Genomic DNA, 17,202 nt, shown 5'->3' with positions numbered 1-17,202 from the left:
CCTACACATTTGGTTTGTCTAAAACTTTGTTCAGTTTTCAAAGATCTACTCATTAACAATTCGTTATCGCAATGACAACTATTAAATAATAACAAATTGTTTTTTACTTGTCAAACACTTTTTTTGAATTTATTTTTCAACTTCAAGTGCTCTCCCTGACAACAAATAATATCTTACCAATATATCCACATGACGTCAACATCTTTTTTTGATTTTTTTTAGAATTCCTAACTTATATTCAAACTTACATTAGTTCTACTAACTACTAACCAAATTCTATTATTCACTCACCTCTCTAAAATAAAAAAAGTAGAGGCAACTTACCTCTACTTTTCATTTCATTTCAATTCAGGGGCATCTGTTACAAATAAGCTCTCAGTCGACTTCTTGTTATTATTAAAGAATAGACTAGTCTGTTCTTTAACTTGGGCCTGGTTTAATTGCTTTAATGCTTCCGTCTTCTTATAGTTGTAATCACTCTTATTTACCTTAGTAAACCACTTTGGTTGATAGAAGCGTAATAAGTCACCCGTAATTATTTGATCTGACATCGAAAGCAACTTATCAGCATACGCTTCTTTTTGCGCCACCGACTTTCTTTGTGCCTTCGTTAGCTTTTTAGTAACTACTTGACCTTTATTATTGTAGACCGTACTTCCAATCTTTGAGTAGGTTGGTGAAACATAATCACCATTTCTAAATATCACTGTCTGATTACGCTTAGTTGCTAATAAATCATTTCCTAGCTGAACAGTATCCGTATTCTTTAATCCCAGTAAGTCCATCAAAGTCGGCATAACATCAATTTCACCACCATAGGTATGGTTAATACCTCCTTGAAGCCCTGGCATATGAATCATGAACGGAACTTTTTGGAACATCGCTAAATCATAGCTAGTGACACTCTTCTTACCCAATAGTTGTGCAATCGCCTTTTTGTGGTTATTTGAAATTCCATAGTGGTCTCCGTAAACCACAATCATCGTCTTATCGTATAAACCGGTTTTCTTCAAATAGGAAATAAATTCACCAAATGCCTGGTCTAAGTAACGTGCAGTTTGCACATAACCATCGACGGTATTATCACCCGTGGTCGTTTTTTCTATCGCTTGGTTCTTCTTATCAATTTCATACGGGTAGTGATTAGTTACGGTAATCAACTTAGCATAAAATGGCTGTGGTAATTGTTCTAGGTACTTTGTTGATTGTTTCAAAAAGATCTTATCCTTCAAACCATAACCAATTTTATACCCGCTCTTAACTTGATAGTAATTTTCGCTAAAGAAATATTGATAGCCCCAAGACTTATAAGTGTTATCCCGATTCCAAAAGCTACCAACGTCTCCGTGAAAAGCAGCCGTTGCATAACCTTGTTGATTCAAGATTGCAGGTAAGGCCTCAAAAGTATTTGTCGTCCCATAAGTGGTCATCGCAGATCCTGACGGTAAACCAAACAAGGAATTTTCTAACATCGTTTCAGCGTCAGAAGTCTTACCCTGCCCAACTTGATTGAAGAAATTATCGAAGGCAAGCGTATTGTTATCGGCATAGAACTTATTAATATTAGGGGTTACTTCTTCATCATTTACCTTATAGTTAATTAAAAATTGTTGGAAACTCTCCAGGTGGAAAATGATAACATTTTTACCCTTAGCCTTGCCATAATAAGCCATATTAGTATCTGCCCTATGTTTTTTTAAGTAAGTAAGAATTTTATCCATATCCTTACTACTTGCCTGTGACTTAGTTACACTTTCATGATAAGCTTGATAGCCACTATAACCCGCATAAAAATTTAGGCCTAAGTACTTAACAATGTAGTTATTGTCAAATGTCCTCGTTAATAGTTGAGACCGGTCCTTTTCAGCTAAAGACAAATTAACTGCAAACAACAGGATTGATACGACCGTTATCAAGAGTGCGCCTTTCCGCTTAGCTGGACTGTAGTCAACTTTAATAACCTTAAAAGCCAACAAGAGCGTCAAAATGATAACATCTACAAAAACCAAGAAATCACTAGTATGAATAATTTGCGAAATACTCAAACTAAGATTATTCGAGACAGATCCCGATGACTTGATAATTGCCATTGAAATGAAATCTGAAAATTCGCGGTAATACAAGATATTAGCAAATAACCACAAACTTTCAATCAAATCAACAATCATCATAATCCAATAGGATTTCTTACCTCTAAAATACAAGGCAATCCCAAATAGTAACAAGCCAAAAGGCAGTGGATTCAATGCCAGCAAAAATTTCTGCATTCCATTTGAGATTCCTAATGTAAATTCTGTCTGATAAACCAGGTAAGTTTTCAGCCAAAACAACACCAATACTAAGCAAAAAAAGCCTGTACGTGTGTTAAGACCACTACGTACCTTTTTTAAAGCTGAGCGCATTTAATTGCCTCCAAATGTCTACTAAATTATATTACTGTTAAATAATTATAGAGAAAAAAAACTTCTACCGAAATAATTTTCCTCAATCTTCAAACTTATTTAATAAGCTTAGTTTAGTAGTCTAATAAATCATAAATTTCCATTGCAGTTAAATCAATGTTATCAAACTCAAATTTTTGATGACTAGCTAGTTCTTCTAATTCAAAAGTCCCACTAGCTGGATCGTAAGTCACAAAACCTCGTTCTTGGCCATCCTTTTCAAATCGCCGTGATTGCACTTCATCTCCAGCTGCTTTCATCATTGCATCTAGTCGTGAAATAATTGCCACAAGTTGTGAATTTTCCATATCAAAACGCCTCACTTATCTATTTTTACTAAAAAATGAATGGAGCCTTCCATCCTTAATTCGTGTGTACTGATACACCATTACCATTCTAGCAAATTTCTCCCCAAAACTCGACTGTTTAACCGTAAATAAAAAAGAATTCTAAAGAAATTTCCTTAGAATTCTTAACTAAAACACTCAATATTTCATTTAGAAGTTTTTTTAGGCTCAAAGGCTAATGCAATTATCCCACTAAACATTCCTAGGTAATAGGTGATAATTCGCCATAAAAACATCGCCACCACTAGACGATTCCCCTGCTGGACAAAAGTCGAAAAGACAACGGAAAAACTATACTCTGCGCCCCCAGCTCCACCAGGAATTGGGAAAAGCGAAATTACCATTACAATCAACACATGCAAGGTCGTGACTAGTAAAATATTAGCATTCGTTACCCCTAGCGCTAGCAAGATAAAGTAAGGAATTACATAATAAATCAGTAATTGAAATAAAGTTAAGCAACTGATCCTAACTAGCACCTGTTTGTTTGCCTTCAACTTCAAACTTTCTTGATAAAAAGAATCTACCTTTTCATTTAATGTCTGCTCCAGCTGTTTATACCGGTTGGAGTTAGTCATGACTTTTTTTAACACTAGCATCATTAGCTTTAATAACTTCTTAGTCAACCGGTACCAAAACATAATCATCAACAAACTAACAATCACTGCAAAGTGAATGATAAAACCAAATACTAATAGCCAAATCATCCCGTGAATCCTGTCGGCAACATACTGGAATCCTAGTGCTAAACAGATTATAAAATTAACGACAATCATCGCTTGGTAAACAATAAATTTCATCAGCAAACTAGAGGTTGCCCGGCCAGCATCTACTCCAGACTGCAGCAATGCTACTAGTTGTGCAGGTTGTCCCCCAGTTGCAAAAGGGGTGATGCCATTAAATAACTGTTCGACCAAAGGGACACGCAAGGCCGCCCAAAAACTATACGTTGGCAACTGCTGCCTAATTAAAACTTGCACCACCCTTGCTTCTAAAAGTAGCGAGCTTGCCATCAAAAGAAAAGCCACCACCAACCAAGACCAGTGTAAGTGAGCAATCGCATCCATTAAACTGTGGTAGGAAATTTGCTTTACCGAAAAGTAAAAGATAACCAAACCCACCATCAACATTATTACCAAGACTATTTTATTCTTCTTAGTCACAGTTTCTCTACTATATTAGGCATAGACTAAGTGGTTCTAACCACTTACTATGTTTTAAGTAAATATAGTTTTTCCTTTCCTAGTAATTCTATTCACACTTAATACTAAACTCCCTGCATCAATCACGCTTCGCTTGCGCCAGATAGTACTCTTTCCAAATTTGTGCTAAACGTTTTTCGGAATAATAAGTCGCAGCGCGATTAGCTTTATCCTTCAAGGTAGTTAACCAGTCAGGATTAGCAGCTAGCTGCTTAATCTTTATATCCATTTCCGCCCTATCCTTTGCAGGTTCATAATAGCCCGCAATAATAGCATGGTACAACTCCAAATCCCGTAACAAAACTGGGGTCCGACAATTAAAGGCCTCTAGGATACTCATTGGAAAGAGCTCATTATAAGATGGCAGTAAAAATAAATCGGCTGCATTATAATAATAATTCATTTGCTGCCGTTCAACAATCCCCGAAAAAGTCAAGTTACTTGGTGGATTAGCCACTACCTTCTTTAGCTCAGCATAACCGTCCGTAATTTTACCAAACGAAAAGCCACCCACCCACACAAACTGTAGTTGGGGGTTATTTTTGGCTAACTCGATAAAGTCAAAAACCCCCTTACGTGCTTGGACCTGTCCTACTCCCAAGACGGTAAACCTATCTTTTAGGCCTAATTTTTGCCGCAACTCTGTTTTTGTCGCCGTTTGTGGATAAAATTCCGTCTGACTAACAAAATTAGGAATATAAGTAATTTTAGCAGCAGGAATCCCATATGCCTCTAGTTTCGGGATAAAACTAGGATTAACGACTACCAAAGCATCCATTCGCTTATAAAAAGTGATTAGATAGCGATAAAAAACAACCTTGGCTAACCTTGGTAACTTTAAACTTCCTTCTAGAGTCTCAGGTAAAAAATGGACATAGCCGATCTTTTTTCCCCGAAATGGCAAAAAGGTCGAACAAAAGAAGCGGAAGTCCACTGTATGATAGTGGCTTATATCCGCTCGCTTTAAGTTATTGATGCTTACTTCAATCTCAGTAGCACAATATTTTTTTAGCAAGGCTATCAATTCTAAGTAGGCACTTGCTACTCCCTGCCCCTTTATTTTAGTTGCAGATGAAAACATACTAACTTTCAACATAGTCTTAGTGATTTTTCACTCCCTTACTAGCCTATTTCACTAGAGCGCTTAGCCATTTGTCGTTCATTTAAATAATATGCTTGACTTTCCTTGTAAAACTCACTGACCTTTTGCCCAAAAGTTTGCGCAGAAATTTCCGCTAATTTCTCACTTCTAGCTGCTTGATCTGCTATCCTTGGTGGATTGTTTAAATACGTAACTATTTCACTAACTAATTGCGCTGGGGTCTCAAATGTAGCCCCTAAGCTAGGGTGATTCAACAGACCATTAGTGTACGGATTGTTGGCTGCCACTACTGGTATACCCGCCGCTAAAGCCTCTAGATAAGTTAAGCCTTGCGATTCACTGACAGATGCGGAGACAAACACATTGGCAAGGTGATAGTAATGAGCCACACTGTCATTATCAATTTCACCTGTGAAGATAACATCTTGTTTTAAGCCTAAAAGTTTGGCCTGCGCTTCTAAATCAGCCCGGGCAGGACCATCACCACAAATCATTAACTTAGCACCGGTAACTCGCTTCTTAACTTCCACCATAGCAGTAATTAAGCGGTCAATATTCTTTTCATAAGCTACCCTACTTAAGGTCAAAATCACCGGTGTAGTAGCAGTTAAACCATACTTAGCACGATAGTTCAAGTATTCTGGCTGTTGAAACTTACTTACATCAATTCCAGTTGGAATGACTTCAACCGGTGTTGTTACTTGATACTCTTGTAATTTCGCTAATACCCTGTCACTTGGAGCGATTACCCCACTTAAATTTTGACAAAATGAGCGTGTCATCAGCCGAACATGCTTAGGCCGCAATACTTTTCCCTTGGCAACATAATGAAGATAATCTTCATACATCGTGTGGTATGTATGGACGCAGGGAATTTTTAACATTTTAGCTACCAATTTCCCCATCAAACCGATTGAAAACTCGGTTTGGGTGTGGATAATATCTAGTTGCAGTTTGCTACTGATTCTATAAGCTTGTAATAAGCCCCGAATGGCTACGCGCCGATCAGTAAATGATATAAAGGGGATGCTTGTAAAGCGAAAAATATTTCGTTCGTAAACTTCTTTTTTTACCTTAGGATCCGTCGTGGTAAATAAATATACGTTGTGGCCTTGGCGTTCTAATTGTTCGCGTAAAACTTTGATAGACGTCGCAACACCACTGACTTGCGGATAGTATGTGTCAGTAAAGATTCCAATATTCACGACCATTCTCCTTAAACAGTTTAATCACTGTTAATTATATGGTTTTCAATTAACGATTGCAATTAGTATCCCTAGATGTCCCATCATCAGTCATATTCTTAAAGCTTTTTTTAAAAAATTTATCTTCACAAAAAAAGAGTTAAGACGAAAATTCATCTTAACTCTCTTTTCTATAAAACTTTAAAATTACTTAGTGTATTCTTCAACTAAAGCAATAACTTCTTCGGCTGTTTCACAATCCAATGCTTTATCAGCAAGTTCTTGCATCTTAGTTGTGTCGAGTGTCTTCATCAAGCTTCTAGTCTTCAAGATTGAAGTAGCACTCATGGAGAATTCATCTAAACCTAAACCAGCTAACAATGGCACAGCCACTTGATCGCCGGCCATTTCGCCACACATTCCAGTCCACTTACCTTCAGCATGTGAAGCGTCAATAATCCGCTTAACTAAACGTAAGATAGATGGGTTGTATGGTTGGTAGAGGTAAGATACACGTTCATTACCACGGTCCGCAGCCATTGTGTATCCAATCAAGTCGTTAGTTCCGATACTGAAGAAGTCAGCATACTTAGCTAATTTATCAGCAATCATAGCGGCTGCTGGAATTTCCATCATCATCCCGACTTCAATATCGTCAGAAACCTTAACCCCTGCTGCAACTAAGTTAGCTTTTTCTTCTTCAAAGATTGCTTTGGCTTGCTTAAATTCGTTAACCGTTGCAATCATTGGGAACATAATCGCTAAGCGACCAAAAGCGGAAGCACGTAATAAGGCACGTAACTGTGTTCTAAAGATGTCTTGACGGTCTAAGGAAATCCGGATAGCCCGGTAACCCAAGAATGGATTTTCTTCCTCTGGTAATGGTAAGTAAGGCAATTCTTTATCCCCACCAATATCCATTGTCCGAACAACCACTTGCTTGCCGTTCATACCTTCGATAGCCTTCTTATAAGCTTCGAATTGTTCATCTTCAGTTGGTAATTCGGCAGAGTTCATGTAAAGGAATTCTGACCGGAACAAACCAACAGCTTCAGCCCCATTGTCGTTGGCACCAACAACATCATCAGGCGTACCAATGTTAGCAGCCAATGTAACTTCCTTACCGTCGGCAGTAACTGACTTGGCATCCTTAAGTAGCTTCCATTCAGCCTTTTGAGCAGCAAAGTCAGCTGCTTTTTGCTTGTATTCAGCTAATTGAGCTTCGCTTGGATTAACAATAGCATCACCTTCGATACCATCAATAATCACCATGTCGCCATCTTTAACTTCGCTAGTAGCGTTACCAGAACCAACTACCGCAGCAATTTCTAATGTTCGTGACATAATTGCTGAGTGTGAAGTCCGCCCACCAATATCAGTAATGAAACCTTTGACAAAGTTTCTATCTAATTGGGCAGTATCGGATGGTGTCAAATCATGGGCAACGATAACAACCTCTTCATTAATTAATGCTGGGTTAGGTAGAGTCACACCTAATAAATGACTCATAACCCGCTTGGTAACATCGCGAATATCGCCAGCCCGTTCTTGCATGTAAGCGTTGTCTGTCATTGATTCAAACATTGAAATAAACATGTCTGTCACAGACTTCAAAGCAGCTTCAGCATTAACCTTATTAGAATTAATCTTATCCTTGATTTGGCCAATCAATTCTGGGTCAGCTAAAATAGTCAAGTGAGCTTCAAAGACTTCGGCTTCTTCTGCCCCTAGATTTTCAGTTGCCTTAGCTTTAATTAATTCTAATTCTTTCTTAGAAGCAGCTAACGCATCATCTAAACGCTTAACTTCAGCTTCTGGGTCATCAATGCTTGTTTCTGTAAATGACAAATCGGGTTGAACGAGCATATATGCCTTAGCGGCAGCGATACCGTCACTAGCCGCAATCCCCTTTAACATTTTTGTCATTATTCAGCAAGTCCTTCCTTTGACATTGTTTCTGCAATAGCTGCAATTGCTTCTTCTTCATCGGCACCCTCAGCCTTGATAGTAACATCAGCATTTTGACCTACACCAAGTGACATTACACCCATGATTGACTTTAAGTTAACTGACTTGTCATTGTAAGTTAAAGTGATATCTGAGTTAAATTTACTTGCAGCCTGAACTAATAATGTAGCTGGACGTGCGTGGATACCTGTTTCTGCTGTTACGTGGAATTGTTGTTCTTTTGCCATAATAAATCATGCTCCTTTGAGTAAGTTGATAAATTAATTTTTATGAAGCGAACTCTCATGAAAATAGTACTATTTTAACTTAGTACACGTTTTCATTTTATTGAAACCGCCCCTATCAATGAAATATTAACATGTTTGATTACTTAAAACAAGTTTTTTATTACAAGAAAGATTATTTAATTACCTTTGAATTTAGATTAAATTCCGTCTCTACTATAGTGGTAGCTAACACCTCCACCACGTTTTGCCCTACCTACAATACTATTTCGTTGGTGAAATTCCATTAACACTGGTTGGAAAGCTTGAAATTCCTTTTGTTCAACATCTAGCTCAGCTAACTCTCCGCTAACTAACTGCTCCAATAATTTTTGGTAGTCTTTATCCATCTAATCCCTCCATTTGGCATCTAAAACTCAAGTAGACTTTAAACACATTTCCTATTATACCAAGCTTTGCATCTTTTTTCTAAAACCGAGTCTTTTTACTTGCACTTAGAAAGAAAGTTTTTATAATAAGAATTACAAAGGTCAAAAATGGTCAAACTATTTCTGACTAATGTTTGAAGAAAGGTAGTGAACTTATTAATGCTTTGTCAAATTTGTCATCAAAATCCGGCAACCATTCATTTAACAACTAATGTCAATGGTCAACAAACTACCCTCGATCTTTGTCAAAAAGATTATCAACTTTTAAAAGAACGAAGTAGTCAAAATGGCGGCCTAAGTGCCTTAATGCAAGATCCATTCGGCTTTGGTAACTTAGATGATATTATGCGCTCGCTTAGCGGGCAAGCTAACGGGGCAACCCCTTCAATGCCAGGTGGACCACGGCCAAATCCACAGGCCGGCCGAAACGGTAACGGCGGCAACTCTATTCTTGACCAATTTGGTCTAGATTTAACCAATGAAGCCAAAAATGGACACATTGACCCTGTTATTGGCCGTGATAAAGAAATCGCCCGTGTTATCGAAATTCTTAACCGGCGGACCAAGAATAACCCTGTCTTAATTGGGGAAGCTGGGGTCGGTAAGACTGCTGTCGTTGAAGGTCTAGCCCAAAAAATCGTCGACGGTGACGTCCCTCAAAAATTATTGAATAAAAAGGTTATTAGACTTGATGTTGTTTCCTTAGTTCAAGGAACTGGTATCCGTGGTCAATTCGAGCAACGGATGCAACAATTAATGACCGAACTTAAACAACAACAAGACACCATTCTCTTCATCGATGAAATTCATGAAATTGTAGGCGCTGGTAACGCTGAAGGTGGAATGGATGCAGGTAACGTCTTAAAGCCTGCCTTAGCACGTGGTGAACTCCAATTAGTAGGTGCTACTACCTTAAACGAGTTCCGCTCCATCGAAAAAGACGCCGCCTTGGCACGACGCTTACAACCAGTACAAGTAGATGAACCAAGCATCCCTGAAACTATCAAAATTCTTGAAGGAATTCAAAGTAAATACGAGGCTTATCACCACGTAAAATATAGCGAAGATGCCTTAAAGGCCGCAGTTACCCTTTCTGCTCGCTATATTCAAGATAGGTATCTTCCAGATAAGGCAATTGATTTGCTTGACGAGGCTGGCTCTAAAAAGAATTTAACTATTCAAGCAGTGGACCCTAACCTCCTTAGCGAAAAAATTAAGAATGCCGAATCACAAAAGCAAGCTGCTTTAAAAGAGGAAGACTATGAAAAGGCAGCCTACTACCGTGATCAAGTCAACCGCTTTGAAAAGATGAAGGAAAACAGCGTTTCTGACGAAGATACACCTTTAGTCACTGACCAAGACATGGAAAAGATTGTCGAAGAAAAGACTAAAATCCCTGTTGGTGAATTAAAGGCCAAGGAACAGTCACAACTCAAGAATTTGGCTGCTTCCCTGGAAAGCCATGTTATCGGTCAAAACCAAGCGGTTGATAAAGTTGCCCGGGCAATTAGACGTAACCGGGTCGGCTTTAACAAGTCAGGTCGGCCAATTGGTTCCTTCCTCTTTGTCGGTCCAACCGGGGTTGGTAAAACCGAAACTGCTAAGCAACTAGCCAAGGAACTCTTTGGTACCGAAGACTCTATGATTCGCTTTGACATGAGTGAATACATGGAAAAATTCTCAGTTTCCAAATTAATTGGTTCACCTCCTGGCTACGTCGGTTACGAAGAAGCCGGTCAATTAACTGAACAAGTAAGGAGACACCCGTATAGCTTAATTCTTCTTGACGAAGTAGAAAAAGCCCATCCAGACGTTATGCATATGTTCTTACAAATCTTAGATGATGGTCGCTTGACCGATTCTCAAGGACGGACCGTATCATTTAAAGATACCATTATTATCATGACAAGTAACGCTGGTTCTGGCGATTCAGTTGTCAACGTTGGCTTTGGTGCAGAAGCTAGTGGTAAGTCTAACTCAGTGATTGATAAACTTACTAAGTACTTCAAACCCGAATTCTTAAACCGCTTTGACGGTATCATTGAATTTAACGCCCTTTCAAAGGAAGACCTAACCAAGATTGTCCGCCTAATGTTGGCTGATGTTAACGATATGTTAGCACCACAAGGTTTATCCTTGCATGTTACCGCTCCGGTAGAGGCTAAATTAGTCGACTTAGGTTATGATCCAAAGATGGGGGCCCGGCCACTAAGACGCGTCATTCAAGAACAGTTGGAAGACAGAATCGCAGATTATTTCTTAGATCATCCGACAGAAAAACAACTTGTTGCTAAAGTTGAAAACGGCGAAATTAAAATTACTAACCAGACCACGGAAACAAGTAATTAATCGTTAATGAAAAGAAGCCTGCTACTAAAGTAGTAAGCTTCTTTTTTATTTAGCAAAAATAATCTTCATTTTTAAATTGTTATCAATTTAAACTTTTTAATATTTGCGGTATAATTAAGGTACAAAGGAATATATTAATTGTATAGGAGGGACTAATTATGATTATGACAGACGTTACTAACAGCTACCACCGTTTTATCAACGAAGAATTACGTTCATCTAACGCCCACTTTATTAAGGTTTATTCTTTGGGCAATTCCAAAGTTGTTTACAAGAAAAAATTTGGGCACGCAGAAGTCGTTATTTCTAACAAAATTCGCCCTGTCACCCAAAAAGAAATTGATTTTGTCCTCAAAGAATTAGCATCCTCCCTAGAAGTCACACCGACTATAGATAATGCTAACCATAACTTAGTTCAGATTACTTGGGATTTAGCTAGTTAACTACTAGCTTTAGACAAATTACCGACTTGGCTTGGAGTCACTAAAGTGGTTCCAAGCTTTTTATTTACCAATAGCTAGCATTTTATTTTTCGCGGTCTATTTCTTTTTTCTTGTAAAAAATCTAGCTGAATACGTTATAATGAACTTAGTTAACTTTTTACTAGGAGGGGTCAGCGCTTATGTTATGGTCACGAATATTTTCTAACCTAACCACTAACTTTAATATTCGCCGCCGGCAGCGGGGCCGCCATTTTGCCACCAAAAAGCATTATGTCCCTACTCCAAAAGCTGCCCCTAGTCCTAAAACTGTTACGCCGTCTACTAGCGACGCAACCTTATTGATTATTTATAAAGATGAAGCCCACCAAGCTTTAGCTGACCCTGAATTAGTTGTAGGTCAGTTAGGGGCCAAATTTAACTTAAGGTTTAAAAATTTCAAACACTATCGGCTGGTTAAAATCCAAGGTTTCACCTCCACTTTCGTGGATTCTTATGGCATTATCACCCTAACTTACCAGCGAATTACCGCTGCTAATATCTGGGTTTTTTGTATCGACTTAGACAGCCGACGCTTTTTGACAAAACCTCACTTTGTTAACGGCCTCCTTGGTCAGTCTTACGCTTTAGCTTCACCCACTATCAAAAATTATCGACTCTTGCTTGCAAAAGGTCCAATTCGGGGAACTTTTTCAGATAAACAAGCTGTTGTTACTTACTATTATCGTAACAATAACATTCAAGATATTACCTACCAACCTTACTTTCTTGAGATGCTTGACTTTATTACTTGTTATGATAACCCGTTGGGGCACTTAACCTCGGTTACTCTTGCTAAGGGAACGGTTTGGAAGACTTTTCAGACTATTCTTCTGACTGATGGCCAAATTTGGCACTGCATGGGCGGGAGTCTTTGGATCAAAGAAACTGCAGCTGCTTTCAAAAAAATAACGGGGCCAACCAAAAGATCTGCCCTCAATTACCAAGCAGCGATTAAACTCCCTTATAGCCAACCAATAAATCAGTTGGCAACCATTAACTTTGTTCCTCATAAACAAGTAACTAGTTATGAGCGACCATTTGGCCGTCCAAGTCAGCAATTCACTCACAACCAACAAGTTTTAATAACCGCTACCCTTCAATCTTATAACATTACCTGGTATCAACTTAATCATACTTCTTGGATTACTAGTCAATACCTTAAAATTTCGGCCCAAAAAGGGAACTAGTCGTTAGCGACTAGCTCCCTTTTTAGTTTCAGCTTCGATTTCCTTGCCAAAAGTATCCTTCAAATGGTTGCAACTGGGTAGTCGCAACTTGTTTAACAACCGTTTCGCCCAAATTATGATTGTCGTGATCAAAAGCAAAACTTTCTTGGCCTAAATCTATAGTTTGTTGACTTAGATTGAGCACATAGAAAGCTAATTTAGTTTCGGTATAACGCAAAATTATGAAGCAATTGTCATTACCACCAATGATTAACTCACCTTTTTGCAAGGCCTCACTATCGTTATGCCGGTGCACCCACTTCTTGACCAGCTTTTGGATTGTTAGGTTTTCTCGTCCCCATGGGAAGAACGCCCGGTTTAAAGGATCTTTGCCTCCAGTCAATCCGGCTTCATCACCGTAATAGATGCACGGCACCCCAGGAAACATAAATAACAAGCCATAAGCAGCAATCAATTTACGCTCATCATTACCTAATGCGGTTAGAATTCGCTCCGTGTCATGTGTCCCCAAATTGTTCAGCGCGTTAAAGAAAAAGGTCCGGGGGTAGTTTTCACGCAAACTCATTAATTCTCGCGCCACCGACCAGATCGGACGTTGGTGGCTATTTATCAATAAATCTAAAATACATTTGCGTAAAGGATAATTCATAACCCCATCAAGTTCTGACCCCTCTACATAGTGACGTCTAGCCTCGTGTGCTATTTTGTTAGACGCGTCTTCCCAAACTTCACCTAATAATAACTTTTCGTTTGCAAAGCCATCTAAGTTTTTCCGAATTCCCTCAATAAAGTATTCCGGCAATTCATCCGCCACGTCTAACCGCCAACCATCTACCCCTAAATTAGTCCACTTGCTAATGACGCTATCTTTTGCGCCGTAGATATAGGCTTGGTAGTTAGGGTTGGCTTTATCAACTTCCGGTAGATCTTTAACCCCCCACCAAGAAGCATATTCATCAGGATAATGGGTAAACTTAAACCATGAATAGTAGGGACTATTTTCGTTTTGAGCGGCCCCTTGGTCAGCACCATAATAAAGCTTACGCGCATTAAAATACTTACTATCCTTTCCAACGTGATTGAAGACGCCATCTAAGATTAGATACATCCCATTGCGATGTAACTCGTCTAACAAGTCCTTAAAATCTGCACTTGTTCCCAACATCGGATCTATTTCCATAAAATCATTAGTATCATAGCGGTGATTAGTCGTCGCTAAAAAAATCGGATTCAAATAAAGTCCGCGAATTCCTAACTCTTTTAGGTAGGGAATCTTAGCTTTAATTCCCTTCAAATTGCCCCCAAAAAAGTCCCAGCGCACAACTTCTCCCTTAGCATCCTTGATATAGTAAGGGGTATCCTCCAATGTTGCATAGATAAAACTATTCTTCTTTTTACCAGTGATTTCTTGATTGGGATTTCCATTGTAAAACCGGTCTGGAAAAATCTGGTAACAAACTCCGCCTTGATACCACTTAGGAGCCGTAACCTCGTTTTGGTAACAGGTTAACTGGTAAGCGGTAATGTTATCCCCAGCACTAACTCTACCTGGACCACCATAGCCATCATAATCCGCGCCATAAAAGTAACAAGCGCGCTGGCCATTTTCATCCAGCTCAATCTTAAAATAGTAATAATAAAGCCCGGCCTGCTCTAAACTTAAAGTTACCTGATAAAAATCAGCTTCCTTATAAGTCATTTGGTAGCTGGTAGCAGACATTTCACCATCTTTTCTAAGCAGCAGTTCTACCTGGGGATTAGTCTGACTAGCTACGGCAATTCCAAATGTAACCGCTTGGTCTTTAGCAATAGCACCAAATGGTCGTTTATATCTTGCTATCCACGAATTATAGTGGATATTTGGCATTAGTTCCTACTTCCTTTCCTTCTGTGACTGATTTAATATTCCAGATTTCGGCAGCATACTTCTTAATCGTGTCATCAGACGAGAAGAAGCAGCCATTGGCAGTATTAATCAAACTCATCTTATTCCAACGATTTCTATCACGATATGCTTCATCAACCTCAGCTTGAGCACGTAAGTAGTCTTCAAAATCACCTAAAACAAAGTAGTCATCGTTTAAGTAAGTTAAGGAATCAAAGATTTCGTGCCCTTCATTACTAATATTAGGAATCGTTCCATCAACAAATGCATCTAATACCCGATGGATAACTGGATCATTATAGTAATAGTCTGAACCATGATAGCCATGGTTAGCATAGTATTCATATACTTGATCTTTAGTTAAACCGAAGATAAAGATATTGTCGTCGCCCACTTTATCCTTAATTTCAATATTAGCCCCATCAAGAGTCGCGACCGTCAAGGCACCATTTAACATGAACTTCATGTTAGATGTTCCTGAAGCTTCCTTAGAAGCAGTAGAAATTTGTTCGCTGACATCGGCCGCAGGAATAATCTTTTCAGCCAAAGTTACCCCATAATCTTCCAAGAAGACAACCTTCAACTTACCTTGAATGCTTGGATCATTGTTTACTAAGTTGGCTACTTCATTGATACACTTAATGATTGACTTGGCGTACCGATAACTAGGTGCAGCCTTAGCGCCAAAGATAAAGACGCGTGGGACCATATCCAGATTTGGATTATCCTTCAAATCAAGGTAAACCTTAACAATTCTTAACAGATTCAATAATTGCCGCTTATAAGCATGTAGTCTCTTTACCTGAACATCAAAAATTGCATCGGGAGATACTTCAATCCCCGTCTTTTCCTTGATAACGGCGGCCAAACGAACCTTGTTTTCACGCTTAGCTTGTCCAAACTTATCTAGGACAGCTTGATCATCGGCATAATCTAATAGCTTATTAACCTGTTTGATATCACTCCGCCAGTTAGTCCCCAACGTTTCGTCTAATACCCGTGCCAAAGATGGGTTGGCTAATTGTAACCAACGACGTTCTGTAATCCCGTTAGTCTTATTATTAAAGCGTTCAGGATAAAGGGTGTAGAAGTCGTGGAGCACATCTTCTTTCAATAATTCTGTGTGCAACTTAGCAACCCCATTAGTGCTATGCGAACCGATAATAGCTAGGTGAGCCATATGAACTTGACCACCCGAGATGATTCGAGTCCGTTCAATGATACTACCATCAACTTTACCGGCCCATTCTTTAACATAGCGGTTATCAATTTCAGCAATAATTTGCAGTAACCGTGGTTGGATTTCGTTCATCATTTGAATGCTCCACTTCTCCAATGCTTCCGCCATAATGGTGTGGTTGGTGTAAGACATTACTTGGACTGTTTGTTGCCAAGCATCTTCCCAGGACATGTGTTTTTCATCTAATAAAATCCGCATTAATTCCGCCACACACATTGCTGGGTGAGTATCATTGATGTGAATTCCAATGTGCTTTCCTAGTTCGGTCAATGGTTTACCATATTTTTCGTAGTGCCGCACAATACTTTGGACCCCAGCAGACACAAAGAAGTATTCTTGTTGTAACCGTAAACGCCGGCCGTCTTCGGTTGAATCGTCAGGGTAAAGAACCGCGGTTAAATCTTCCACCCGCCGTCTAGCTTCAATCGTTGGGTACTTATTTTCTTCACTTTCAGGAATTTCCGCTTCCCATAGTCTCAAAGTATTAACGTGTTGATTATGATAACCAACCATCCCCGTATCATAAGGAACCGCCCGGATGATCATCCCATCTTCATAAACTGGTTCAAGGTAGTCCCCCTTTTGTTCTAGGTGAACGTGACCACCCATTCTGACCATAACGGCCTTACTATCACGCCTTACTTCCCAAGCATTACCTACCCCGGATTTCAACCAAACACTAGGTAATTCAACCTGGTAACCATTAACAAACTTTTGTTTAAATAGACCATACTTATAGCGAATCCCATTACCATTTCCAGGAAAACCATCCGAAGCTAAGGAATCCATGAAGGCAGCCGCTAAGCGACCTAGCCCACCGTTTCCTAAGGCCATATCAGGTTCAACCTTCACTAAATCTTCTAGGTCGATTCCTAATTCTGCTAACCCTGCTTGAACTGTTTCTAACCACCCCATGTTTAAAAGGTTGCTCTTTAGCATCTTACCTGGCAAAAATTCAATTGAAAAATAATAAATTTGTTTTTCATCTTTGTTGACGTACTCTTTCCAAGTTTGACGCCACTTTCTAGTGTAAGCAGACTTTACTAACGAACATAAGGTATCATATAGTTCATAAGCGGTCGCATCTTTTACATCTAGAGCATATTTTGTTTCTAACCGTTCTTCAAATTTTTCCACAAAGTTCTCTTTAGTAAGTTCCATAA

At 39.0% G+C, this 17,202-nt stretch carries 13 protein-coding genes; 3 read left to right on the top strand and 10 right to left on the bottom strand.

Annotation, left to right across the window (positions count from 1 at the left end):
• Positions 1-338 precede the first annotated feature (338 nt).
• From FC14_RS01610 to FC14_RS01575, 8 genes are all read right to left on the bottom strand, one after another.
• Positions 339-2,402 (bottom strand): LTA synthase family protein, encoded by a 2,064-nt coding sequence (locus tag FC14_RS01610; protein ID WP_056975975.1) that lies wholly within the window; start codon positions 2,400-2,402, stop codon positions 339-341.
• A gap of 113 nt (positions 2,403-2,515) precedes the next feature.
• Positions 2,516-2,749, bottom strand: coding sequence for a YkuJ family protein (locus tag FC14_RS01605; RefSeq protein WP_050610950.1), 234 nt, complete (start codon positions 2,747-2,749; stop codon positions 2,516-2,518).
• 185 nt (positions 2,750-2,934) lie between these two features.
• Positions 2,935-3,951 (bottom strand): lysylphosphatidylglycerol synthase transmembrane domain-containing protein, encoded by a 1,017-nt coding sequence (locus FC14_RS01600; RefSeq protein WP_056975973.1) that lies wholly within the window; start codon positions 3,949-3,951, stop codon positions 2,935-2,937.
• A 118-nt stretch (positions 3,952-4,069) separates the two neighbouring features.
• A complete protein-coding gene (locus tag FC14_RS01595) occupies positions 4,070-5,086 on the bottom strand; it encodes a glycosyltransferase family 4 protein (RefSeq protein ID WP_056975971.1) in 1,017 nt (338 codons plus the stop codon).
• Between the two features lie 26 nt (positions 5,087-5,112).
• Entirely contained in the window at positions 5,113-6,297 is a 1,185-nt protein-coding gene (locus FC14_RS01590) for a glycosyltransferase family 4 protein (protein ID WP_056975969.1), read from the bottom strand.
• A 186-nt stretch (positions 6,298-6,483) separates the two neighbouring features.
• Positions 6,484-8,202, bottom strand: a complete 1,719-nt coding sequence (ptsP, locus tag FC14_RS01585; RefSeq protein WP_056975967.1) for a phosphoenolpyruvate--protein phosphotransferase — start codon at positions 8,200-8,202, stop codon at positions 6,484-6,486.
• Complete coding sequence (locus FC14_RS01580) at positions 8,202-8,471, bottom strand: phosphocarrier protein HPr (protein WP_050610945.1); 270 nt, start codon at positions 8,469-8,471, stop codon at positions 8,202-8,204. Before FC14_RS01580 ends, ptsP begins: the two co-directional genes overlap by 1 nt.
• A gap of 197 nt (positions 8,472-8,668) precedes the next feature.
• Positions 8,669-8,857 (bottom strand): hypothetical protein, encoded by a 189-nt coding sequence (locus FC14_RS01575; protein ID WP_056975965.1) that lies wholly within the window; start codon positions 8,855-8,857, stop codon positions 8,669-8,671.
• A 198-nt stretch (positions 8,858-9,055) separates the two neighbouring features.
• Between FC14_RS01575 and FC14_RS01570 the strand changes: the two genes are divergently transcribed.
• The 3 genes from FC14_RS01570 to FC14_RS01560 all read left to right on the top strand — a co-directional run bounded on the left by FC14_RS01570 (position 9,056) and on the right by FC14_RS01560 (position 12,914).
• Positions 9,056-11,245 (top strand): ATP-dependent Clp protease ATP-binding subunit, encoded by a 2,190-nt coding sequence (locus tag FC14_RS01570; RefSeq protein ID WP_056975981.1) that lies wholly within the window; start codon positions 9,056-9,058, stop codon positions 11,243-11,245.
• A 158-nt stretch (positions 11,246-11,403) separates the two neighbouring features.
• On the top strand, positions 11,404-11,688 hold the full coding sequence (locus FC14_RS01565) for a DUF1827 family protein (RefSeq protein WP_050610942.1): 285 nt from the start codon (positions 11,404-11,406) through the stop codon (positions 11,686-11,688).
• Positions 11,689-11,867: 179 nt separating this feature from the next.
• Positions 11,868-12,914 (top strand): MucBP domain-containing protein, encoded by a 1,047-nt coding sequence (locus tag FC14_RS01560; RefSeq protein ID WP_056975963.1) that lies wholly within the window; start codon positions 11,868-11,870, stop codon positions 12,912-12,914.
• 28 nt (positions 12,915-12,942) lie between these two features.
• Here the strand turns inward: FC14_RS01560 and FC14_RS01555 are convergent, their stop codons facing one another.
• Together FC14_RS01555 and FC14_RS01550 are read right to left on the bottom strand one after the other, a co-directional pair.
• Complete coding sequence (locus FC14_RS01555) at positions 12,943-14,781, bottom strand: glycoside hydrolase family 13 protein (RefSeq protein WP_056975962.1); 1,839 nt, start codon at positions 14,779-14,781, stop codon at positions 12,943-12,945.
• Positions 14,762-17,200 (bottom strand): glycogen/starch/alpha-glucan phosphorylase, encoded by a 2,439-nt coding sequence (locus FC14_RS01550; RefSeq protein WP_056975960.1) that lies wholly within the window; start codon positions 17,198-17,200, stop codon positions 14,762-14,764. The genes FC14_RS01555 and FC14_RS01550 overlap by 20 nt, the downstream gene beginning before the upstream one ends.
• Between the last annotated feature and the right edge of the window lie 2 nt (positions 17,201-17,202).

The sequence above is a fragment of the Ligilactobacillus agilis DSM 20509 genome (genome assembly GCF_001436215.1).
In the GTDB taxonomy this organism is placed as follows: Bacteria; Bacillota; Bacilli; order Lactobacillales; family Lactobacillaceae; genus Ligilactobacillus; species Ligilactobacillus agilis.
Note: the sequence above shows the minus strand (reverse complement) of the source record. Positions and strands in the feature narration are given on the sequence as shown.